This is a genomic window from Ktedonosporobacter rubrisoli (assembly GCF_004208415.1).
GTDB lineage: Bacteria > Chloroflexota > Ktedonobacteria > Ktedonobacterales > Ktedonobacteraceae > Ktedonosporobacter > Ktedonosporobacter rubrisoli.
In genome coordinates this window covers 1,654,227-1,677,043 of the sequence record NZ_CP035758.1, presented here as the reverse complement: position 1 = coordinate 1,677,043, position 22,817 = coordinate 1,654,227, and the positions used below count along the sequence as shown (strand labels likewise).

Genomic DNA, 22,817 nt, shown 5'->3' with positions numbered 1-22,817 from the left:
TGCAGAGCGGGCTCATCTCCATTAGAGAGGGAAGCGCACCTCAAAGACTGAGCCTTTGCCTGGCGTGGAGCGAATCTGGATGGAGCCACCATGCTCTTCAACGATCCAGTGAGCAATGGAGAGACCCAGGCCGCTCCCGGAGGGGTGGGCCTGGGACTGATTGACGCGATAGAAGCGCTCGAAAAGGTGAGGCAGATGCTCTGCCTCGATGCCAGGCCCCTCATCGAGGACCTGAAAAAGGGCGTGACTCGGATCTCGGTCAAAATTCACCTCGATATGTTTGCCAACGCCGACGCTATATTTGAAAGCGTTTTCCAGCAGATTGATGCAAAGTTGCTTCAGATACAATCGGTCTCCCCAGACCACGAGTTCGTCAAGGCCCGACAGGCGGATCTCGATGCCGTTTTGCTCTGCCAACGGAGAAAGGTCCTCCGCCGCATTGACCACGATTTCACAGAGATCGACCCATGCGCAGTTGAGCACGGTTTTCCCCTGGTCAGCACGGGCCAGGATCAGCAGGTCACCAACCAATCTGGTCATCCGCTGGTTCTCCTGGTGAACTATCGCAAGCGCCTGAATACATTCCTGGAAGGTATGGGGTCGTTGCAAAATCCGTTCTGTCTCAGTTTTGACAATGCTCAGCGGAGTTCGCAACTGGTGACTGGCGTCGGCGGTAAACTGCCGCTGGCGCGCAAAGGCGCCCTCCAGGCGGTCCAACATGCCATCAAACGTCGTCGCCAGTTCTCCGATTTCGTCATGCTGGCTCAGATTGAGCCGACGATGCAGATCGGTCGCGCTGATTTCTTGCGCGGTGCACGTAATGGTCTGAACCGGGCGTGTGGCTCTGGACGCCAGCCAGTACCCGCCCGCGCTGGAGAAGAGCAGGACCAGTGGCGTGGTTACGACAAGAATAGTCAGAAGTTGTTGCAATTGCTGCGGAATATTGCTACTGGGAATGCCGGCGTACATAACAGATTGCAGTTGATTATGCTCGGTGGTGATGGTAACTCGTTGCATGGCGTAGGAATTCCAACCAGTTCCCAGATCCGGGAAGACTGGAGATCCCTCGATCGTAAAATGGAGCCCCTGGCCGTCTGAAGAGGTGGAGAAAAAGGAATATCCGCTGCTGCCCCAGAGCTGACCGCTTCCCCAGCTTTTGACTTGAGAGAGGGTGGAGCGTAGCGCTGGAATGGCAGAGGGAGACACATCGGGATGAAGCAGGGTCAGGTGTCCCTCCGGATTTTGCAGGATGACCATGACGCTGGGATTAGTTTCTACTACCTGGTCCGTCCTGGTATCGTAGGAGGGAGCCAATTGCACGATGGTTGTCAGGAGCAGAGAGTCCAGGCTCTGATAGAGCGTATGTTCTTCGAGCACATAAATAGCCGCACTAAAAGTGCAGAGCACAATCCCCAGGATCAGGAGATACCAGAGCATCAGACGGAAGCGCAGACTGGAAAAGAAGCGATTGAGACGCGAGGACCTGCCAGATAGCTTGCTTGTTTCGGTCATCATTTCTTTCCTCAGCGTCTTTCCGGATTGCGCAACCGATATCCTGTTCCATAGATGGTCTCCAGTAGCTTGCTCTCGAAGGGGTCGTCGAGTTTGCTCCGTAGACGCCTCACATAGACTTTGACCACATTGGAGATGCTAACGAAGTCATAACTCCAGATATGATTCTCGATCATATCTCGCGTGAGGACCTGGTGAGGATGCCGCATGAAATACTCAAGGAGCGCGAATTCTTTGGCATTCAATGTGATGGACTTTCCAGCCCGCGTGACCTCATGTGTGGTAGGGTCCAAGGTCAGATCACCGACGACCAGCGTTCCACTTTTCTGCTCGGAGACCCGCCGGAACAGTGCGCGCAGGCGTGCCAGCAATTCATGTAAGGCAAAAGGTTTCACCAGGTAATCATCGGCCCCGCTGTCAAGCCCCTGGACACGATCTTCAATGGCATCGCGGGCGGTGAGCATCAAAATAGGAGTCGTAATATGCTTCTGCCGTAGCGTCCGGCAAACCGCGACTCCATCTTTGCGTGGCAGCAGAATGTCTAGGATAATTGCATCGTAGGGGGCGTTCTCGGCGTATTCCTCTCCCTCTATGCCATCATAGACTGAATCTATCGCGTAGCCCTCTTCAATCAAGCTTTTTTTCAGCGCCTGGTTCAGGCGGTAGTCATCTTCGATAATCAGTATACGCATGCTGATTGTTTCCTTTCTGATCCTTCCATTATGTCCCAAAAAAGTAACACTGAGGTGAAACAACATTTTACCTCAGTGTTACTTTTTTAGGCTATCGTTTCCACTGTCCCGGAAAAGGGACGCCGAATTTTCGAGGAAGATTGTCCTCTCGATACTAAGGAGTAATTTTTTATGACGACCACTGTGCTGGCTGGTTCCGGCCAACAAGCCCGGCCTATCGATAACGCTCCCCGCCTGTTGCTACGCGTCATCGTCTGGGAGTTGCGCCGCTTTAGCGCCAGCCCCCTCCTCTGGTTTCAGACTCTTGGCCTCTTCTGTCTTTTGCTCTTCCTGGCGTGGGCCTCACGTGCGCCCAGCAGCTTTTCTTTTGATGTGCACGGATTGATCAACGGCTTTGTGGCTGGAACCAGCCCGTGGGGACTGCTAACTAACATCCCTCTCGCGCTGGTGTTGCTAGGACTGCTCCTGCCTTTTATCACAACCGATGGCGTGACGCGGGATCTCTCTCGGCGTACCCATGAATTGCTCATGGCGACCGCGCTACCAACCCGGGCCTATGTCTGGGGACGCTATCTCACCAGCCTGCTGCTGAGTCTGGGGCTGGCGGTGCTTACCCTTGTTGCGTTCCTGGGAATGGGCTGGCTACTGCATCAGACCGTCGCCGACTATCCAGCCCCAGAGATCGGTGCCGTACTGCTTCTCTGGGTTGCTATGGTTGTGCCTGCGACGATCCTGCTCAGCAGCCTGGGCTTCGCCTTTGGCACCCTGCTCCCGCGATTCTCTATGCTGGTCAAGGTCGTGCTGCTGCTGGGATGGATCATAGGAGCGGTGATCCTTCCCATCGGGCTGCATGGCACCACTCCCCCGGCTCTGTACGTTAATTGGGACCCGACCAGCGCGGTGACCTCGATCGGCCTCCTTTCTTCATATACTATCGTTCCCAGCGTTTCGCTCACGAGCGAGGCGCAGCTTCAGCAGGTCCTCCTCACCGTTGAGAACAGGATGCCTGATCTTGCTGGCTGGTTTGTGCCGCATCTGCTGCTCGCTGGGCTCAGCCTGGTATTAGTGCTGGTCGCGGCGCTTGCGTTCAAGCGATCCCGCGAGGTGCTCAACTAGGATATCTGCAGCTTCCTTTCAGCGAGGGAGCTTACTCAGAAAAGAGAGAGAACACAAATGGATTTAACTATTGACCGCCTGAGCAAGCGCTATGGGCAGCATTGGGCGTTGCGCGAGCTATCGTTGCGCTGTGTGCCAGGCATGCTGGGGCTGGTAGGTCCCAACGGCGCGGGCAAGACCAGCTTGATGAGAATAATCGCGACCTTGCTGGAGCCCACGGAGGGAAGTATTCTCTGGAACGGGCAAGACACTCGTACCCATGGCCAGAAGTTGCGGCGAGTGCTGGGTTATCTGCCCCAGGACTTCGGAGTCTATCCCGAGTTCACCGGCCGCCAGTTCCTGCGCTACCTGGCCGCGATGAAAGGGCTGCCCAATGTACTAATCAAGCGGCGCGTCGATGAGATGCTGGAGATGGTGAATCTTGAGCGCGAGGCTGACCGCAAGCTGCCCACCTATTCAGGAGGCATGAAGCAGCGCATCGGCATCGCCCAGGCCTTGCTTAACGATCCAGAACTTCTGCTCGTCGATGAGCCAACCGCTGGACTTGATCCAGCCGAGCGCGTGCGCTTTCGTACCCTGCTCGCTGGACTTACCAGCAGCCGGATCGTTCTGCTCAGTACACATATCATCAGCGATGTGGAAGCTGTAGCAAATCGTTTTCTGATTATGCAGGAGGGGCGTATGCTGGCTGATACGACGTCGGAAGGACTTATGGCCCGGGCTGCCGGGTCGGTCTGGAGTATAACTGCCGATCAGAGAACTGCTTTGCACTTGCAGACAACCTACCAGGTCAGCGGCATGGTCAATCAGATGAATGGCGTTGCCTTGCGCATCGTCAGCGCTGTTCGCCCGCACGAGGCTGCTGTCGCCGTTGATCCTACCCTGGAAGAGGCATACTTGCTTGTGACAGGCAGGCAGGCTGTTCGGGTATGAGGAGAGGGATAATGATAGGGCCAGAGAAAATCGAAGGCAAGAGCTTTGCACGCGCGCTGCGCGTGGAGTGGACCATCTTTCGGAAAAGTCGCGTCCTTTTGCTTGGCACAGCGATTGCTGCGCTGCTGACTCTGCTCATTGGACTGCGCGCCGTCAGCAACAGTTACGGGGGCACAGATCCGGGAAGATGCAATGGTGATCCTATCTGCCTCGCTGCTCCTACTCCTGTGGAACTGGTGGGACCGGATGGCGAAGTTGTAGACGACAAGTTCTACTTCGTGTACCAGCCGCTGGTTGGCAACGGCAGCATCACGGTTCGCCTGACCAAACTTTCTGGCGAATTCGTTACTCACCCCCCAAACGCCAGGGGTGTCGTCATTGTTTCTGGTGTCCAGCCATGGGCGAAGGCCGGAATCATTATAAAGGAGAACCTTAAACAGGGATCACCCTACGCGGCGATGATGATCACTGGCAGCCACGGGGTGCGGATGCAGTACAATTTCACCCACGACATCGCTAGCCTTCCAGGGAGTGTCTCCGCAACGTCTCCTCGCTGGCTGCGGCTGGCACGCTCTGGTGACATGCTCACCGGCTACGCATCGACCAACGGGACGCAATGGACTACAGTTGGCACGGCTGACCTGGCCGGGCTGCCGGCTACAGTGCAGATCGGGCTCTTCGTTACCTCCCCATTCCACCAGGCAATGGCGGAAAGCGGGGGCAGCGACAGCTATTCCCCGGCCACTGCCGTCTTCGATCATGTGAGCCTGCTGCAGGACGAAGCATCCCGCAGCGTATGGAGCCGCGACGATTTTGGCGTTGCCATGTATAATGGGAAGCCCTATCATCCGGGCTCGCTAATCGAAGCCGGAGGCACGTTTACCGTGATCGGCAACGGCGACATCGCACCGTTGGGAGATCAGAATAACCAGACTATCGAGAGTATCCTGATCGGCGTAGTGGTCGGACTGCTCGTAATGTGCATAATGGCTGTACTTTTTATGAGCGCAGAGGACCTGACCGGTCGTATCAGCTTTGCAAAGCGCGTAAGCTCTGAACGGCGAGTGCTGGTCGCGAAGGCGCTGGTACTTGGTCTGGTGACGTTCTCTACCCAACTTGTCGTTATCGTCGTCGCGGTCCAGCTTGGTAAGCGCATCATGGAAGCCCATGGTTTTTTCCATGAGGTTCCCCTTCTGATTGAATTGCGCCTCATGCTCGGAACAGCTGCAGTGGTTGCACTTGCGGCGGTCTTTGCTCTCGCTCTCGAAGCCGTGTTCAGGCATCGCTTCGTGGCTATAATTGCTGCTCTTGCGCTCACAGTCGTCCCTTTCATCCTCGCATTTGTTAATCTTGTGCCCGATGCGGTATCTCGATGGTTGCTATTGCTTACACCAGCCGCCGGGTTTGCGATCCAGCAGAGCTTCCCGGCGTATCCACAGGTGGATGCCTCCTACACACTCCAGGGCGGATACTATCCTCTGGCTCCTTGGGCTGGCTTTGCTGTGCTCTGCGGCTACACTCTACTCGCTCTTGGCCTGGCCCTCTTTCTGACGCGCCCCAGGAGGCAATGAGCAAGCTGGCGGCGCGCTTCTGAACAGAGCGCCATGAGAGACGTCCGGCTCATCGCCTTTCAGATGGTGCTGCGTAAGCAATACGAACCGTGGCCGGCGCATCTGCGCCTTTCCCTCCATTTTCACATGGACCTGGACGCGCGTATGCGCCGGATCTCTCGATCTGTTGTTACGCGCATAACATAGTTTTTGCGGCGTTTATAGGAGATTGCCCTGGCTCTGGGTCCCATCTGAACCCCGGGCAATCTCAGCCTTTCACCTCTTCAGCCAGGGTCCACACAGAGCAGGATAGAAGATCTTAGTGTTCGCGTTGACAAAACCAGTTCACACCAGCCGCCGTCAGCAGCCCGAATAAGAGCACTGAAACCAGAAGCAATCCCACCACGAGCTGCACAGTGGCCACGCTCATCAGATGAGCGCTCTGATTTAGCATGCGTAGTGGCCAGGCCCAGGGAATCCAGGGCCAGATGCCGTCTCCCCACGAAGTGCCTCCCAGGAGGGCGCCAATGAGCAGGCCGATACCACCTACACCTAGAGCTGGCCCTACCCCATTAGCACAAGCCAACCAGAGCGAGAGCGCCAGGCCCGGCAGACTGAAGATAGTTGTCGTCAGGGGAACAACTATGAGCGTTTGCCAGGGAATCACGCCCGAGGCGTGCAGCTCCAGACCGCCTAAGAGCGCCAGGCCACTTAGCAAGGCGCTATGAACGAGTAGATAGCCAGCCAGCACTACTAGCTTCGCCCCATACAGGTAGGCAGGCTTCACAGGACGCACAAGCAAACCACGCCAATCACCGCTACGCAACTCATACTCGGCAGCCAGGCCTACCTGAGCAGCAACTCCGACCGCAGGCCATAAAGTTAGCCAGAAACCGAAGAGAAAGGACGCAATATTATTCCAGTCAAGGCGATGCGAGATATAGAGGTAGCAAAAGATCAGGACGGCACAGCTTAGCGGGAAGAGCAAGGTGAGCCAGGCCGCTACAGTATTGTGCAGCTTCGTTAGCTCGGAACGAATAGCATGCAGAAACATCCTAACGCACCTCCCGCCGCTCGAACCAGAGCATACCTAGCGCAGCGAAAAGCACAAAGCAGAGCAAAGCTAGCGCAATAATTGGCAAGATAGGCAGGTGCCAGAGAGGATCAGTTTTTTCAAGCGGAATACCGTTTGGATGGACTCCTACTAAGGGAATAGCCACGCGCAACGGCCACGCCCAGGGAACCAGAAACCAGTAGCTTTGCTCAGCAGCCATCGCCCCAATCATCGAAAAGATCAGCGTTATCAGGGCAGTCATAGCATAGCCGCCCAGAGTTCCACACAAGAGCATCAGGGCCACCAGAGGCAACGCAGCTATCCAGGTTAAGAGCGAGCCACCAAGCAATGCCTGCCAGGGAATTGCACTATGCAGAGTAGGCGCACCTACGAGCAGGCACAACAAGAGCAGTAGCAGCGCACTAATAAATGTATGGACGACAAGAACGCATAGCTTGCCCGCATATAACCAGGCAGGCTTGATCGCTCGCGCCCGCAGCGCCTTCCAGCTTCCCGCCCTGGCTTCCAGGACCGTTGTCTGGGCAGCCAGGAGCGCAATACCAAGCGGCAGCCAGAACAGCGACCACCAGTTAAAGGTTGTCCAGATATAGATATTCCAGGTATCAACATTTGATGAGAGAAAGCGCAAAACAAAAGAGAGCAGCACAAGGCTTAGCGGCAAGATGCCTACTAACCAGAAAGCCGACGTGCGTTTCAGGCGCAGCCATTCGGAGAGCACAACCCCAAGCATTATGCCACCACCCTTTCCTTGTCGCTTTCCACAAGACGCAAGAAGAGTGTTTCCAGATCATCTTGAACCGAATCGATATGTGTAAGCGTAATGTTATGTTGAGTCAAAGCTGTCACGATGCTTGCCGCCGCCTCGCTGGGAGCCGGGATCAACAGTTTATTGTCCTGCACAACGAGTTGTGGGAAATGGGGCCGCAATAACAGCTCAGCCTGGCGCATCTGCGGCGTCTCAAGCTCTATACGCTGCCTGCCATGAGCAATAAATTCCTTCAGCGTCCCTTGATAACGCAGATGACCCTTACTGATGATGCCAAGATGGGTGACGATCTGGGCCACTTCGGCTAGAATATGGCTGGATACAACCACGGTTATGCCCTGGCGGCTAAACTGCTGAATCATCTCGCGCATCTCACGAATGCCCGCAGGATCGAGCCCGTTGGTTGGCTCATCGAGGATCAACAGGCGCGGATGGCTTAAGAGAGCTGAGGCAATACCCAGCCGCTGTTTCATGCCCAGAGAGAAGGCCGAGACCCGCTTTTTTTCCACATCGCGCAACTCCACCTGCTCCAGCACCTCACTGATCCTACTCTTCTTAAGGCCCAAGAGATGGGCATGCACCGCAAGGTTTTCATAGGCAGTCAGATGCCCATAGAGAGACGGCATCTCGATCAGGGTACCAAGCTGCCATAGATGTTTGCGCTGCCAGGGCTCGCCAAAGAGAAAAACTTGCCCCTGTGTCGGTCGTAACAGTCCAGCTAGATGCTTGAGAAGCGTCGATTTGCCAGCGCCATTAGGTCCCAACAGCCCATAAATTGCCCCATCTTCAATAGCCAGATTGACATTTTCTATGGCGTTTTGCTTTTTATACCTTTTAGTCAGATTTACAGTTTGCACAATAACATTCATCATTTTACCTCTATAGAGCTTATTCTTGGCTTTCTGAGTAGGCTCGACCAACAAACCGCATCAACTCCCAACAGTGTCGATGGCTCTCCATTTCCAGCCTGCTCTTCCGCTCGCACGCAGGTAGTATAGAGCAAAGATTTAAATAATTTTTAAACAAAAGCTGGGAAGCTGGCACTTCCTAATAAGCTGCTTCCACAAAAGCAGAGTTCGCAGGCGGGCAACAGTAGCCGAAAAATTCTCCAAACTTCCCCATTTTTAGTATTCCTGAAGTCTCATTCCAGAGTTAGAATGGTACTAGAAGCTAGGATCACATTTACGCATGGTAAAATCGCTATGAGCTTTAGCATGCGTCGGGGATTATCTCTATAACTGAGACAACTTGAGGCTGGTAGATAGCTCACTATCGTACCAGGAACAACTGACCGCTCATGCGTGTCTTGCACACGTTTGAGTATGAGAAAGGTAGCAGAAGAGTATGGTTACTCCTACCTCACTTAACGATCCTCTGATATTGCAAGAGATTGCCCGGGCGCGCAAGCAAGGCAAGTTTCCCTCGCCAACCGATTGGCGCAAATACTGGATCTATTTTATTATGATTGATCGTTTCAATAACCCTGACCATGGTCCGAATTTCCAGTGGAATGATGCCACACGTATGGGTTTTCAGGGTGGAGTTTTCGAGGGGATACGCCAGAAGTTAGATTATCTGCATGATCTTGGCGTTGGCGCGCTCTGGCTCACGCCAGCTTTGAAAAATTGCCAGTACGATCACACCACCTATCATGGCTATGGTATTCAAGATTTTCTGGCCCCTGAGCCTCGTTTTGGCAATCATCCTGCGCAAGTTGAAGATGAGCTCAAAGCGCTTGTTCACGACGCGCACGAACGCGGGATCTATATTATTTTTGATATTGTTCTTCATCATACAGGCGACGTCTTTACTTATGCCGGGTTAGGCGATCTTGCTCCCTGGAGCTCACAGAAATACGTGGTGCGCTGGAAAAATAGCGCTGGCGTGCCTCTCTGGCCCAATCCTCAAGTATCCAATGATCCCAACCCGCGCGACGCACTTGTCTGGCCGCAGGAATTGCAGTTCAATACTTTATTTGAAGAGCAAGGCAAGGCTGGTCCACTGGCTGGCGACTTCGAGACGCTGCGCTCATTTGCGCAGAATAACGGCGATTTGCCAGCCTTACAATTGCTAATTCGAGCCTACAAAGATATCATTGCCAGATTTGATGTGGACGGCTTGCGTATCGATACGCTAAAGTACATTAGCCCCCAGGCTGCACGCATCTTCGCCAATGCGATACGCGAATTTGCCCGCACAATTAACAAAGAAAACTTCTTCATCTTTGGTGAAGTCTGGGACAACGAAGACGAAATCGCGCAGTTTGTGGGACGCGACACAAGGTTCACCAATGCTGATACCCCCATTGGGGTTGACGCAGCCCTCGATTTTCCTCTTTTCTTCATTTTGCCAGGGGTGTGTAAAGGCTCCCTTGCTCCCAGCGAGCTTGTCAGGGTCTATCAAAAGCGCAAAGAAGCTGAAGAGAGCATTCTCAGCACACACGGCGATGCCAGCGGTTTTTTCGTGACGTTTCTGGATAACCACGATCAGCGCGAACGTTTTTATTATCAAGATCCCACACAGCCTCACCGCTACGATTGTCAGGTGACGCTCGCGCTTGGCTGCCTCTTTACTTTACCAGGCATTCCCTGCGTCTATTATGGTACAGAGCAGGGACTATCCGGTCATGGAGACGCCTTTGAAGCTGTGCGAGAGGCGCTTTGGGGAAAGCCTCATGCGGCAGAACAAGCCGATGCCTTTGATAAACAACACCCTTTCTATCTGGCCCTTCAGCAGCTTGCGCAGGTAAGAAAAGCGCACCCGGCGCTCTGTTACGGCCGTTACTATTTTCGTCCTCTCTCCGGAGACGGCACCCATTTTAGTATTTCGTCCTATGCACCGGGCGTGCTGGCCTACTCACGCATCCTTGATGACCAGGAAGTGCTGGTAATAGCTAATACGCAGCCCGAGCAATTTTGGGTGGGAGAAGTGATCATCGATGGTTCGTTGAATCAGCCAGGGGATAGCTATACACTTCTCTACAGCAATGTTGGCGGTCCCACAGCACCAAAAAATGTCAATCTGCACGCTAAGGGCAGCGTAACGATTCAGGAAGCCGATGGTCAGACCATTACGGACGGGCCGATTTGCGTTCTGCCCGTGCAACTGCAGCCGATGGAAGTGCAAATTGGGAGTAAAAGCTAAGCAACGAGAGATATTGGCAAGAGGAGAATACAAGCGAGCCGTTGCATAACGTGATTACGGTTAGCATTCAACGGCTCACCTGCTTCTCTGGCTCTGTGCAGCTAGTCGCGGAGCTGTGTACGCGACTAAGAGCGTAGAGCGTCTCTAATTGCTATGCGAGCCTATATAAGTTCCTATCCACCAGGTATTTCCTGATGCATCTTTGAAACCTGCATTCCGTTCTCCATATGGCTTATCTTGCGGCTCCGCCAATGAAGTTGCCCCCGCCTGCAAAGCTCGTTGATAGGTAGCATCAACACTTTCAACATAGACATACGTCGAGCCTTGCGTGGTATGGGCACATTCATCACCTATCTCTAGCTCCATAATTGAGTCCTCAAGCTTCATCTCCACGTGAAAGCCCTGCTTGCCCGTTGCCGTGCGCTCGATTTCTTCGGCGCCGAATGTCTGCTTCAAGAAGTCGGGCAGATCCAGGCGACCGTAGAGATATGGTCGAACTGCGCAATAGCCATACCGCATATAAGAGTTCTTAGCGCTCATTTAGAAATTCTCCTTTACAGCCTTTTCGCCATATTACGAGTGGAACTACGATAGTAGTGACAGCTTTTCTCAGTTATGTGTGGGCACGCATCTGTATACAGCAAGCCCGCCACGAAATGCTTCTGCGTACATTCTAAACTGGAATATGGCCGGGCGTATTGTAAAAAATTTACCTTGTAGTGGAGAGCGGCACATGGTTGCGGTACTGGCTACGCAAGGCCAGATAAGCTCCCGGGGTCAGTCCGGAGAAAGCGCGGAAGTCGTGAATAAAGTGGGCCTGGTCAAAATAGCCGCACTGCAAAGCTATATCGCTCCACTGCACTTGTTGTTTGCCTTCAAGGAGGTGAAGAATTTTCTGAAAACGTTGAATACGGCAAAATTGTTTGGGCGTCAGGCCAACCTCATGGCTAAAGAGCTGAATGAAGTGGCGCGGGCTATACCCTATGCGCTCGGTTACAGTGGCGATAGCGCTGTCGCCTGACTCGTTCTGGAACGCTGAGAGGGCCAGGGAAACAGCGGGATGGGCCTCGAAGGATCGAGCCAGGCGCGCTAAGAGGAAGCTTTCGAGAATGTGAAATTTGTCTTCTGGCGTAGCGGCGGCGAGCAGCTGTTCGCGCAGATTGCGAGCGGCCGCGCCCCATAGAGCCTCCAGCGGGATAATCGCATTGTGCAGCTCTGTAGCAGGCAGAGGGAGAAAAGGATAAGCTCCACCTACTTTGAACCCCACTCCTATCATCTCAGCCCGGCTGATAGAATCGAGGATGGTAAACTCCGAATGGGCCCCACTGAGTACGCCTTCCCGGAATACCTTGAAGCGTTCAGGCTGTTGGCGATCATACACCCGCATACTCTCGTCGCGCAAAGAGATCACCAGTTCCATCGCGCCATTTGGCAAACGGCGTTCCTTGCCAGCTTGAAGCGCATCTTCTTCAAACAACCAGAAGACTTTTACAAAATTTGCTAATGGGCCTTGCGGTATATAATGATGATGAATCGCCAATAAAACCCTCTCTTACCATACTCAAAACTCTATAAAGAGGATAGCAGATTTTGGTACCCATGGCCAGAGTTGTATTATTATCTATTCCCGCGACCTCTTTCTAATCCGGTAAAAGCCAGGGCTTTCCCATTCCCATTTTTCCCGTCTCATTACTCTCGGGCAGGAAGGAAAACGTTGAAGCAGCGCAGCCATCTAGCGGGGCTCGCGCCCCGTGCCCTCGGTTAAGGGCTCATTCGCTAGATCGCGACGCCCCCTTAACAATCCCTTTTCTTGAGAACTGGAAAGCCCTGAGGTAAAAGCTGATCGCCCTTGCAAACTGCACTTACTTCAGTTACAATTTAGCTGGAGTTTCTTGTCTTCGCAAGAAGATCAAATAAAGCTCCCTTTCCGCGCCCTGTACGGAAAGTACTTCTCGTCCATAGGCTGCATACATTCAAGGGAACAGGTATCATGGAGACACAGCTTTTTACTCCTCCAGGCTGGTTGCGGATTGCGGTACATGCGCTGGTAGTACTTGCCGAGACCGATGGAGCCTGCACTAGCGCGACGGTTGCCAAAGAACTTAAGGCTCACGCAACCTTCTTGCGGCGGGTGATGGTACCGCTTGTTCACGCACAAATCCTGGTAGTACGCGAGGGGCGCGATGGCGGATATCGACTCGCCAGGCCAGCCGAAAGCATTACATTGGCAGAAGTTTATCAGGCGCTCAAAGGAGTGTGCCAACCTGAGAAGATCAGCGAGCAGGAGGCTGAGCATAGCCATTTCCAGCTTGCGTTCAATGCGCTTGCTAACGAGATTGAGGACACCTTTCTGGCTGTATTGGCCCGTCACACCATTGCATCTATGAGCAAACAAGCTAAGTCTGCTAGCCTACAATAAAGACGTTATCTAGCCAAAGCTCTACCCCTATTAGCCGCATATGCCGCTTTTTTCCGCTATCCATCTAGCGGCATGGGCAGAAATATCTAACCCATGCCGCTAGATGAAAGTTTGCACGAAGTAAGCTAAGTGAAAGCTATGTTATTTAGCCTGGCTCCTAAAGCGCAAGCGCGCCAGCGTCGCAGGACCCCACAAGCCTACGACAAGCAAAGCTATCACAGTCGTGATCAATGAGCTAACCACCGGATCATAATGCGAGCCGTAGTTGGGAAAAGCGAACTCGCTGACATTCTTCATATCATGGAAGAGGATGGCTACAATTAAGCTTTTTCCTATATTATTGTAGAGCCAAACTATAACGATGCGTGACACAATGCTAGAGAGAGCCTGTCCGGCTACCCATAACGGGGGCTGGATTGAAAGCCAGGGGAGAATATGCCAGAGAGCCCATACTATTCCTAGAAAGGCGCTCGCCGCTAAGGCACCCCAGCGCTCCTGCAAAGGATCAATGACATATCCCGTCCAACAGACCTCTTCACAAGCTGCCGCAAGAAAGAAGATCACAAAAAAGATCGGGATCTCTAACCAGGGGATAAGCGGTTCGGCGGGCAGTGGCCGCCCCAGCAGATACAAGATCCCATAAGAGAGCAGCATGATCAGAGGATTCAACAGAAAAATTGGCAGATACCAGATCTTGTTCTTGATCCCCCTTACATCAAAAACTCTCTTGAAGAGCCGAATTATCCCAGCAAAACTTTCTTCTCTATACACAAAGATGCAGGTCAGCACAAGTGTCACGATGAACTGCAGCGCACTCACAGGAAGCTTTATCGGCAGAGGTAAGCGCGGCACAAAATTATCAGCTAGCCAGAATGGGATAGAAAGTATAAAGACCAATAAAATGAGTTTGAGTGGCGATCTTTTTATTGGTATATTATTTTGCATGCTGTATTCTCCTATTTATGTTTTTGCTTCTATCTTTTCAATACTCTTCAAGCAACTTTCTAAGCCGCTCCAGTGACAAAGCATCAACTACGGCTCAGGTATTATCTGGCACGTACAGGCAGGTATGTTTAAACTTCCAGGATGGAACCTGGCCCAGAGGGTGCTAGAGCTAAATACGCTTCATGGCTTCCCTCTGCAAAAACTGCATATAAGCTTCATAAAAGGAGTATATTTAAGCAAAGGGTGGGCCGCCATCACCCCTGGGTGTGATTTTTTGATGGAAAACGAAACTCGCGGAGGAAGGCAAGATTAGAGCAAGCGCAACTGCCTGGCCAGGGCACTGGCCTGAGTTCGGTTGTGCACATTGAGCTTGCTATAGAGATGCTTGAGATGGGTTTTTACTGTGTTGAGCGAGATCACGAGCGTACTGGCAACATCTTGATTCGAGCAACCTGCCATGAGCAGCCGTAGTATACGCTGTTCCTGGATGGTAAGTGGCTCAATCAGCCGAGCCCGACCCATTATATCTATCTGGGCTAGAGCTTGCGCTGAGGTAGTCTGTGCAGTGGCCTGCGCTTCCTTGTCAAAAGCTGCCAGCAAGAGTGAGACGAAAGCAGCAGAAGAGTGCTCTCCCCCATGTTGCAAGGCGTCCCGCATGGCTGCCCCGGACTCCAGGAATATACGGATATAGCCCTCGGGCTCTGCCAGTGTCAGGAGGCGGCGCAGCTTGTCGCAAGCCTGTTCCCTCTTCCCAACTTGCTGCAAAGCTACTACATCGAGCGCAAGAAAAGCCATAGTGGTGGCCATATCTTCTGGCCGGTCAAGCTGCGTGCTGAACTGTTCGAGGCTGGCGAGTGCAGCTTGAAATTCCTGCTGAGCAAGCTGAACGCGCACCAGGGCTAGAATTTCTCCCGTGCGCTCGGGATTCCAGTCTTCTGGCGAAAACGCCGTGCACGCAGCCCAGGATGTGGCCTTATCAAGCTCTCCCACTGCCAGCCAGTATTTGACCTGAACCTGGCTAAAGATGCTCCGATACAACGATATTTCCCGATCCCGCAGAAGTTCCTCCAATTGTTGTAGCAGCTGCTGTGCAGCAGAGAAATTGCGTGCAGCCAGCTCGACCTCAATCAGAAGCACATATCCGCTGATCTGGAGATCAAAGCGGCGCCAGCTCTGAGCATTGCGAAGGAGCCCGCGCAGTATGTTGCGCGCCTCTTCCAGACGATTCCAGTAGTATAAAATATTAGCTTGCCAGCAAGTAAAATAATCTGCCAGGCAAGCAAGATAGCCAGATAGCAAGGCAGGTCCATGGGTTTGGGCAATGAGATTAAGCGCGTCCTCACACTCCTGATAAGCCAGATGCAGCTTTCCAGCCCGCAGATAGCTCCCAGTCAACCACTGCATAACTTTGGTGGGCACAAAGCGGTTGCTTGACAATCTAAAGCGCTGCTTTGCCTCAAGAAAGAGAGGGACCAGCGAGGCGCCTCCAGCCTCCAAGGTTTGCTGCAGTATGTATTTCACAGAGAGCGGGATCATCTGCCAGATTGCCTCATCCTCTGCTTGATCAAGGTGTTGCATACGCTTGTCGATGAGACGATACTGCTCGCGATCATACTGCCCATTTTCTCTGATGACCTGGCTCCCCAGCCGTAGTAATTGCAAGCGCTGTTGAAGCAAGACAAGTTCGGAGGCGGCCAGGGAAGCAGGAGCCGCCTGACCCTCTTCAAGATGTAGGACCCTTTCTACGCGCTCAATCATCTCTTCCATCTGAGCACGGGCGCTGACAAATTGCGCCTCTTCCAGCGAAGCGGCAGCGACGAGCACATACAGAGCCGCCGTCAGCACAAAGCGTGCATGCCTGTGCAATACGGTAGCAGGCAAGAGCATCACCCATTTATATAATGTCTGGCTCTCACCTGATAACCAGAGCTGCTCAGCTACTCGCTCCATCAAGCTGGCCGCCCAGAAAAAATCTGCAGCTTGCAGCGCATGGCTAATCGCCGCCCTTAGCTCACCATGCTCCTCATACCAGCGCGCAGCTCGCCGGTGGAGCTGGGACCAGAGCTCTGGCCGGGTGGCACGCAAGCGCGCCTGCAAGGCCTCACGAAAGAGCTCATGCATGCGATACCAGCGTCGCTCTTCATCCAAAGGCACTAGAAAGAGGTTTGCCCGTTCGGCCTGCTCCAATAGGGCTTGACTCTCAGACTCGCCAGTCACTGCCTGGCATAAAGAGGCAGACAGCCGGTTTAGAATCGCGCTCTGGAGCAGCAGTTCCTGCAGGTTGGCAGGTAGACCAGCCAGAATTTCCTCTTGAACATAATCAAGCACATGGCGATGCCCGCCCGTAAAGCCCTTGACAAAAGCAGAGTGATCCCCATGCTGACGCAAGGCAAGCGCGGCCAATTGTAGTCCCGCAATCCAGCCTTCCGTGCGACGGGCCAGTTGAGCCATCTCCTCTTGTGGGAGCGAAAGGGCCATAGCCTGAGTCAAAAAATTTGCGGCTTCTTCCTGCCGAAAACGTAGATCCGCGCCCCGCAATTCTAGCAACTGGCCGCGAACACGCCAGCGAGAGAGGGCCAATGGCGGGTCCACGCGACTTGAGAGCATAAGATGCACATGGCCAGGAAGATGCTCAAGCAGGCTGAGCAGCGAGGCATGAATACTCTGCTCCTCGATCACATGATAATCGTCAAGCAGGAGAACAATTGGCCCCGCCAGCTTGCTTAATGCTTGCAAGAGGCCCTCCAGAATGGACCCAAGCGGCGGCGGTTGGGGAGAACGAAGCATGGCGAGAACTACCTCGCCGAAGCCGGGATGACAGGAGCGCAAAGCTGAAAGCACGGAAACCCAGAAATGCTGCGGCTCATTGTCAAGAACGTCGAGCGAAAGCCAGGCCAGCGGGAAGGTGACTCGCGTCGCCCAGAGCGAGAGAAGCGTGGTTTTTCCCGCCCCGGCAGGGGCTGAAATGAGCGTCAAGCGATGAGAAAGCCCAGTGTCAAGCCGCTCAAGCAGGCGTTCCCGCACTACCAATGAGGAGGGAAGCAGTGGAGGCGTCAGCCTGGAAAAAGCTAGTTGCATGCTCGCTACCATTTGCTCTGACTTGTCAGGCTTACCCTGCTGATCCGCAGCGTTGTGCAGTTTTTGGGCAAGTTTGGGCGCACGAGCTGGTTTGAATGCCTCACCACGCAACTCGCTCGCCACCTCTTCTAAGCGCGCAAAGGTGAGCTTGCCAGTCTGCCCAAGGTAACGCTTGCGCGTGCGCTGCTCGGCCGTGAAGTAGGCATACCAATATGTGCCTCCCCGCGCTCGCTTCTCACGATAGACATTGAGGCTACCGGCCGCGCCGTGGAAAGCAAAAGACGGGTGAGTATCAAGCCAGGCCAGCCATTGAGGCTCGTCGCGCCGGGCAAAGCGCTGATCAAGATGCTCACGCGTAAAGAGCTCATAATGGGCCTGTTCATCGGACCAGACAAGCGCATATAGGGGTAACCTGGGCATACAACCTTTCTTCCCAACTATCAGACGTTCCTCCCAACATGGGTGAGTATAGCAGAATGCTTTGTAATGAACAAGCGCATCCTAAAAACTGCACTTGACTTTAGCACAGTTAAAGGTTATACTGCACTCATGAAAGTTGCAGTATCTACAAAAGCGCCTGACAGCGCGCTGTGATCGAGAAATGGAGGACATAAAAAGAGATGTCACAAGCTAAACAGTCAGTATCCACAAAGGCCATAGACCGGCGCACGCTTCGTGATCGCGTTGGAATCTTCCTCGTGCCGATAGAGACAAAGGAGGAACTTACCCAGATACGTGAGGCGGAGCGAGCCGGGGTCCAGCAAATCTGGACTGGAGATGCGAATAACGCCGATACGCTCACCTTATTTGCTATTGCCGCCGCCCAGACCGAGCACATCAGGCTGGGAACTGCAATTGTCTCTACCTATCCACGTCATCCACTAGTGGTAGCGCGACAAGCGTTGGCGATCCACGATATAGCCCCGGGACGCCTACGCCTCGGTCTCGGTTCAGGCGGCACACTGCCCATAGAGAACTGGCTAGGCCTCTCACAAACCTCCCCGCTCCCATATCTTACAGAATACCTGAAACTTCTGCGCCAGACGTTATGGGAAGGAGATGCAAACTATGAAGGAAACTTTTTCAAGACAGCCCTGCCCTTCTCGCACGTCACGCAGACTCCGCTGCTGATCTCGGCCCTGGGCCCTCGTGCCTTCCGCCTGGCCGGCGAGATTGCCGATGGGGCCCTTTCATGGCTGTGCCCACCTTCGTACTTGCTCGATCAAGCACTTCCCGCCCTGCGTGCCGGAGCTCAGGAACGCCAGCGCCCGGCCCCACCCTTAATCGCGCAAATGTTCGTAGCGTTCAGCAAAGATGAGACAGTTGCCCTGGCCGCTGTGCGCCAACGGGTAGAGCGCTACGCAAGAGTAAGTACCTACGGACGCATGTTTGCGCATGCAGGTTTCGCCGGCGTTAAGGATGGCAACGAGGTAGAGCTCAACGAGTTGGCACGCACATTGCTGATCAGAGGTGATGAAGCCGAGGTAAGCGCCCGCATCCAGGAGCTATTAGCCAGTGGGTTGGACGAACTTATGCTCCTTCCTGTGACAGATGAGAAGGATGAGTGGCAACGCCTGCTGCGGCTCGTCGGTTCCTTGTAGCGCGCTCACCCATAGAAGCTTCATGTACACAGGTGCACCAAGCGCCAGCATCTACAAGGCAAGGGCGTTTTACGCATCGTAGAATAAGATCGCTATCTCGCAAGGAGCAGAAACGAGCTAGCAGAATTGATCACAAGTGGTCTTATAGCGTGAAGAGTCAACAACGCTCCAGATTGGCACCTGGAGCGCTGCTGAGACGGAGAGCACAGAGAGCCGAACTTATCGGACAAAGACAGTGAGATTCATCCCTGGATGAATGGTGCAGTAAAGATTGAAGGTCCCAGCCGTGTTAAAGGGTCCGATCGAGGCCTGACTATTGCCAGCAACCTGCACATTGGCGACCGTAGGTGCCCCCGGCTCTTTCCCCGGTTTAGCCGTGCCATTGTCCCAGGTGCCGTTAGCAATGATGTGCGCCATCATATCGTCGCTGATCAAAGTAAGGCTTGAGCCTTTTTTGATAGTAATTGACTTCTGCACGAACTCTGTACCGCTCATATGGACTTCAGCTCCAGTTGTATCGGTTGCCGAGCTTGTTGAGCCACAAGCCACCAGACCTAAAGTGAGAGCAGCACCCAGAAACACCACAAAAATTAATTTCTTTAGCATGTATTTTCCTTTTTAACAGTATTTTTTAGTGATATCATGTGTAAGACCACAACATCAGTATTTAATCTATATAGCAGTCTATGTTTGAGAAGCTACATAAGTCATATCTAACTTCGACTTGCCATCGATATTGAGTGAACGTATACGAGCAATCGTCCGCTTTAACCAATCCCTCTCGGCCTCTAGCAGCGTGCGCATATGGTCATCAATGATCATGCGTTTGACATCAGCTTCCTCACCATATGCAGGTGAGAGCGCGAGATACTCTTGCGAGCGCACCACCATATCAAGGCGCTCCTCCAGAACCGTAAGGACCTCTTCAGCAGAGAGCGTGTGCAGGAAAAAGAGGCCTATGTCCATCTCTCCAGGCTCCCTTCCATAAGCGCGTAACACCTCACGAAATAATGTGAAGAAGCGCTGCTGCTCACTTCTCGTTACTGCAGGTAAACAGAAACAGATGATGTGCCACATAAACTCCTCTTTTCATTTCTCCTTACCCGGGCTCGCTGGCCAGGTAAACAGAGATGTACGCCTATACTGATCCTTTCTCAGGGTCGTCATCCAACATAGCTATCGCGCGATCAAGCCAGTTTAGTTCGGCAGTGAGCAAAGTGTAGTAATAGTCAAGCATAAGAAAAGGTGCCTTTGCGTTGCATTGCGCACGTTCCCGCTCACTTTCTAACAGGGAGAGCAGATGCCCGGTAAAACTTCGACGCGCCTCTAGCGTTTTATGCCATTCGTAAGCTGACACTGAGCGCAGAAAATGGGCCTGTTCTGTCTCTTGCCACAAGGAAGCCAGAGCTTGCGCAATAGCCTGCTCTGAAAGTACATGTGTCATTAGTGAGCTCCTACCGTAATTTACTAGTGCAGGAAAGAAAACATCATATGACTGATGATCGCTAGAAAGTAGAACAGAAGCGTCTTGCCGGCTACCTGCTGAGCGCGGTCACGCGTTGAGTAAGAGTATAGCTAGCACAGGTGACAGGAATATGAACTTCCCAGATCTTTTTTGTCATGGATTTGTCATTTTCATGTGCGATAATCGAAGGGAAGAAAACTGAAAACTCATACACAGAGGACGGCACTATGCGCATTCTTGTGATAGAAGATAATCATCGCCTGAGCAGTTCATTAGCCTCTAATCTAGAGCACGAAGGATATAGCGTCGACGCAGCATACGACGGGCAGGAGGGACAAGACCTTGCCGAATTGACTTCCTATGACCTGATTATTCTGGATATCCTGCTTCCCAAGAAAGATGGTCTTGAAGTCTGTCGTGAGTTGCGCCGCCGCCGTATTCACACGCCAATTCTGCTCTTAACGGCCCGTGATGGTATAGAGGATCGGGTGAAAGGCCTGGATTGTGGGGCTGACGATTATCTTGTCAAGCCCTTTGCGATGCGTGAACTGTTGGCACGCCTGCGGGCATTGCTACGTCGCCATCAGCCATATAAAAATGGTAAACTGGAAATAGGTGACTTGATTGTTGATCCGGCCACACATATTGTAGAGCGTGAGGGTCAGCCAATCGAGCTAACTCCACGCGAATTTGCCTTATTAGAGTACCTGATGTACCATCCCAATCAGGTGGTTACGCGTGATATGATAGAACAGCATATCTGGAATTATGATTTTGAGTGTGAGTCCAATGTAATAGACGTCTACGTGCGCCGCTTGCGCCGCAAAATTGATGCTCCGTTTGCCACAAAGCTACTGACAACGATTCGTGGCATCGGGTATCGCCTGACGCCACCTGCATAGGAAAGAGCCTGACTTTATGAAACGAGTGTTGCGACAATTCTTGCGCGCTTTAGTCTCCTTTATCATGAGCGTGCGCTTGCGCCTGACTCTGTGGAACGTCGCAGTCATGGCCGTCATTCTTGTGGTTATCGGTGGAAGCCTGTATGCATCCCAGACATATTTCAATAGCAACACGTCAGAGAGCCGCATACAAACACAACTCTATACAGATACCCAGCAACTTGAAAATGTCTATAAGCAAGCGCTTCTGAGCAAAGCTACCCCGGCTTCGCAGAAAGTTACGCGTTCTTCGGATGACGAGGTTGTGCTCCTGCTCGGCCCTGACAATACAGTGCTGGACACTCGCGGCACACTCTCTCGTCCCACTATACAATTATTGCAAGGTAGAAGTGAGGCCGGTCAATCTATGATAGACTTGACTATTAACACGCCTCATTCGACAAACCAGTGGCATAATAACAACAATAACAACTATCGTTTCCTGATTACGCCGTTACTTGAGAAGAATGCGCGCATCGCAACCCTTATCGTTGGTCTGGCCCTTCCGCGCCCGATGAATCTGATGCCAATCTGGTTCTTTCACGCTCTCCTGGGCCTATTAGCCACTTTCATCGGTGGCTACTGGCTGGCCGGGAAAATGTTGCGCCCGGTGAAGATGATTACCCACGCGGCCAGGGAGATCAATGCAACAGACCTGCGCCGGCGCCTGCATCTACGACGCCATGATGAGTTCGGTGAGTTGGCGGCGACCTTTGATCAGATGCTGGCCCGCCTGGAAGCAGCCTTTAAGCGTCAGACGCAGTTTACAGCCGATGCCAGCCATGAGCTGCGCACGCCGCTTACGATCATTGATCTCGAACTCAATCGTGCGCTCACTCAGTTGAGCACACCTGAGGAATATCGCCAGGTTCTGGAGCAGCTTCAGGCTGAAAACGAGCAGATGACGACGATAGTTAATAGCCTCCTGCTGTTGGCGCGCGCAGATACGGGACAGATCACCCTCCAGTTGGAGGAGCTGGACCTAAGCGATCTGACCCTGGCTAGTGTCGAGCGCCTGCTGCCTCTGGCCCAACAAAGTCAGGTCAGTCTTGCCACTGGTGAATTGCCTGAGCTATTAGTGAATGGTGATCCTCACTACTTGAGCCGGATGCTAATGAATTTGATCGAAAATGCTATCAAATATACGAGCGGCGTAGGTACGCATGTGCGCGTAGAGCTTAGCTGCAAGGATGAGCATTGGGGCGTAGTGCGCGTGCAAGACGACGGACCAGGTATAGATGATGAGCATCTTCCCTTCCTCTTTGACCGCTTCTACCGCGTAGACAAGGCTCGCACACGCAGTACCCACAGATTGGCTGACGGTTCCGAGGTCAAAGAAGAGCCCGGTGGCACTGGTCTGGGTCTGGCCATTGTGCAATGGATAGTTCATGCTCACAACGGTGAAATAATCGTGGAGAGCGAAACTGGCAAGGGCTCTGTCTTCGAAGTCAGGCTTCCTCTGCTCAATCAGGAACAGGAAGCTACACCCAAAAATGACAGATCGATGACAAAAAAATGCAAGAAAGTTCATGTTTCCGTCATCCAGGAGAGCTATACTGACGCTATAGCTCAATGAGCAA

20 protein-coding genes are annotated in these 22,817 nt (G+C 53.0%); 8 read left to right on the top strand and 12 right to left on the bottom strand.

The window, feature by feature from the left end; translation table 11 throughout:
• Positions 1–21: 21 nt before the first annotated feature.
• Positions 22–1,515: a sensor histidine kinase gene (locus tag EPA93_RS07705; RefSeq protein WP_129886496.1), complete on the bottom strand. Its 1,494-nt coding sequence runs from the start codon at positions 1,513–1,515 to the stop codon at positions 22–24.
• 8 nt (positions 1,516–1,523) lie between these two features.
• Complete coding sequence (gene rppA, locus EPA93_RS07700) at positions 1,524–2,204, bottom strand: two-component system response regulator RppA (RefSeq protein ID WP_129886495.1); 681 nt, start codon at positions 2,202–2,204, stop codon at positions 1,524–1,526.
• 171 nt (positions 2,205–2,375) lie between these two features.
• Between rppA and EPA93_RS07695 the strand changes: the two genes are divergently transcribed.
• Genes EPA93_RS07695 through EPA93_RS07685 form a run of 3 tightly spaced genes read left to right on the top strand, consistent with a single transcriptional unit; the run spans position 2,376 to position 5,824 of the window.
• Positions 2,376–3,320, top strand: coding sequence for an ABC transporter permease (locus EPA93_RS07695; RefSeq protein WP_129886494.1), 945 nt, complete (start codon positions 2,376–2,378; stop codon positions 3,318–3,320).
• 57 nt (positions 3,321–3,377) lie between these two features.
• A complete protein-coding gene (locus EPA93_RS07690) occupies positions 3,378–4,253 on the top strand; it encodes an ABC transporter ATP-binding protein (protein ID WP_129886493.1) in 876 nt (291 codons plus the stop codon).
• An 11-nt stretch (positions 4,254–4,264) separates the two neighbouring features.
• A complete protein-coding gene (locus tag EPA93_RS07685; RefSeq protein WP_129886492.1) occupies positions 4,265–5,824 on the top strand; it encodes a DUF1349 domain-containing protein in 1,560 nt (519 codons plus the stop codon).
• 298 nt (positions 5,825–6,122) lie between these two features.
• On the opposite strand, the gene EPA93_RS07680 is transcribed toward EPA93_RS07685, so the two are convergent.
• Genes EPA93_RS07680 through EPA93_RS07670 form a run of 3 tightly spaced genes read right to left on the bottom strand, consistent with a single transcriptional unit; the run spans position 6,123 to position 8,516 of the window.
• Positions 6,123–6,857, bottom strand: a complete 735-nt coding sequence (locus EPA93_RS07680) for an ABC transporter permease (RefSeq protein ID WP_129886491.1) — start codon at positions 6,855–6,857, stop codon at positions 6,123–6,125.
• Position 6,858: 1 nt separating this feature from the next.
• Positions 6,859–7,608: a lantibiotic immunity ABC transporter MutE/EpiE family permease subunit gene (locus EPA93_RS07675; RefSeq protein WP_129886490.1), complete on the bottom strand. Its 750-nt coding sequence runs from the start codon at positions 7,606–7,608 to the stop codon at positions 6,859–6,861.
• On the bottom strand, positions 7,608–8,516 hold the full coding sequence (locus EPA93_RS07670) for an ATP-binding cassette domain-containing protein (protein WP_129886489.1): 909 nt from the start codon (positions 8,514–8,516) through the stop codon (positions 7,608–7,610). The genes EPA93_RS07675 and EPA93_RS07670 overlap by 1 nt, the downstream gene beginning before the upstream one ends.
• Before the next feature lie 472 nt (positions 8,517–8,988).
• On the opposite strand from EPA93_RS07670, the gene EPA93_RS07665 reads away from it, so the two are divergent.
• A complete protein-coding gene (locus EPA93_RS07665; protein WP_129886488.1) occupies positions 8,989–10,788 on the top strand; it encodes an alpha-amylase family glycosyl hydrolase in 1,800 nt (599 codons plus the stop codon).
• 144 nt (positions 10,789–10,932) lie between these two features.
• On the opposite strand, the gene EPA93_RS07660 is transcribed toward EPA93_RS07665, so the two are convergent.
• A complete protein-coding gene (locus EPA93_RS07660) occupies positions 10,933–11,328 on the bottom strand; it encodes a VOC family protein (RefSeq protein WP_129886487.1) in 396 nt (131 codons plus the stop codon).
• Positions 11,329–11,497: 169 nt separating this feature from the next.
• A complete protein-coding gene (locus EPA93_RS07655; protein ID WP_207229476.1) occupies positions 11,498–12,328 on the bottom strand; it encodes an AraC family transcriptional regulator in 831 nt (276 codons plus the stop codon).
• 450 nt (positions 12,329–12,778) lie between these two features.
• On the opposite strand from EPA93_RS07655, the gene EPA93_RS07650 reads away from it, so the two are divergent.
• Positions 12,779–13,207, top strand: a complete 429-nt coding sequence (locus tag EPA93_RS07650; RefSeq protein WP_129886486.1) for an RrF2 family transcriptional regulator — start codon at positions 12,779–12,781, stop codon at positions 13,205–13,207.
• Positions 13,208–13,348: 141 nt separating this feature from the next.
• Here the strand turns inward: EPA93_RS07650 and EPA93_RS07645 are convergent, their stop codons facing one another.
• Both EPA93_RS07645 and EPA93_RS07640 read right to left on the bottom strand, forming a co-directional pair.
• A complete protein-coding gene (locus EPA93_RS07645) occupies positions 13,349–14,152 on the bottom strand; it encodes a CPBP family intramembrane glutamic endopeptidase (protein ID WP_129886485.1) in 804 nt (267 codons plus the stop codon).
• Between the two features lie 309 nt (positions 14,153–14,461).
• A complete protein-coding gene (locus EPA93_RS07640; RefSeq protein ID WP_129886484.1) occupies positions 14,462–17,650 on the bottom strand; it encodes a winged helix-turn-helix domain-containing protein in 3,189 nt (1,062 codons plus the stop codon).
• A 200-nt stretch (positions 17,651–17,850) separates the two neighbouring features.
• On the opposite strand from EPA93_RS07640, the gene EPA93_RS07635 reads away from it, so the two are divergent.
• Entirely contained in the window at positions 17,851–18,831 is a 981-nt protein-coding gene (locus EPA93_RS07635) for an LLM class flavin-dependent oxidoreductase (protein WP_129886483.1), read from the top strand.
• A 219-nt stretch (positions 18,832–19,050) separates the two neighbouring features.
• Here EPA93_RS07635 and EPA93_RS07630 read toward each other — a convergent pair whose 3' ends face one another.
• The 3 genes from EPA93_RS07630 to EPA93_RS07620 all read right to left on the bottom strand — a co-directional run bounded on the left by EPA93_RS07630 (position 19,051) and on the right by EPA93_RS07620 (position 20,275).
• Positions 19,051–19,437: a cupredoxin domain-containing protein gene (locus EPA93_RS07630; protein ID WP_129886482.1), complete on the bottom strand. Its 387-nt coding sequence runs from the start codon at positions 19,435–19,437 to the stop codon at positions 19,051–19,053.
• A gap of 78 nt (positions 19,438–19,515) precedes the next feature.
• Positions 19,516–19,908 carry a hypothetical protein gene (locus EPA93_RS07625; protein WP_129886481.1) on the bottom strand — a complete coding sequence of 131 codons (393 nt, stop codon included), beginning with the start codon at positions 19,906–19,908 and terminating at the stop codon, positions 19,516–19,518.
• A gap of 61 nt (positions 19,909–19,969) precedes the next feature.
• Positions 19,970–20,275, bottom strand: a complete 306-nt coding sequence (locus tag EPA93_RS07620; protein ID WP_129886480.1) for a hypothetical protein — start codon at positions 20,273–20,275, stop codon at positions 19,970–19,972.
• A gap of 248 nt (positions 20,276–20,523) precedes the next feature.
• Here EPA93_RS07620 and EPA93_RS07615 point away from each other — a divergent pair, with 248 nt between their 5' ends.
• Positions 20,524–21,198 (top strand): response regulator transcription factor, encoded by a 675-nt coding sequence (locus EPA93_RS07615; protein ID WP_129886479.1) that lies wholly within the window; start codon positions 20,524–20,526, stop codon positions 21,196–21,198.
• Between the two features lie 16 nt (positions 21,199–21,214).
• On the top strand, positions 21,215–22,813 hold the full coding sequence (locus EPA93_RS07610; protein WP_129886478.1) for a sensor histidine kinase: 1,599 nt from the start codon (positions 21,215–21,217) through the stop codon (positions 22,811–22,813).
• Positions 22,814–22,817 lie beyond the last annotated feature (4 nt).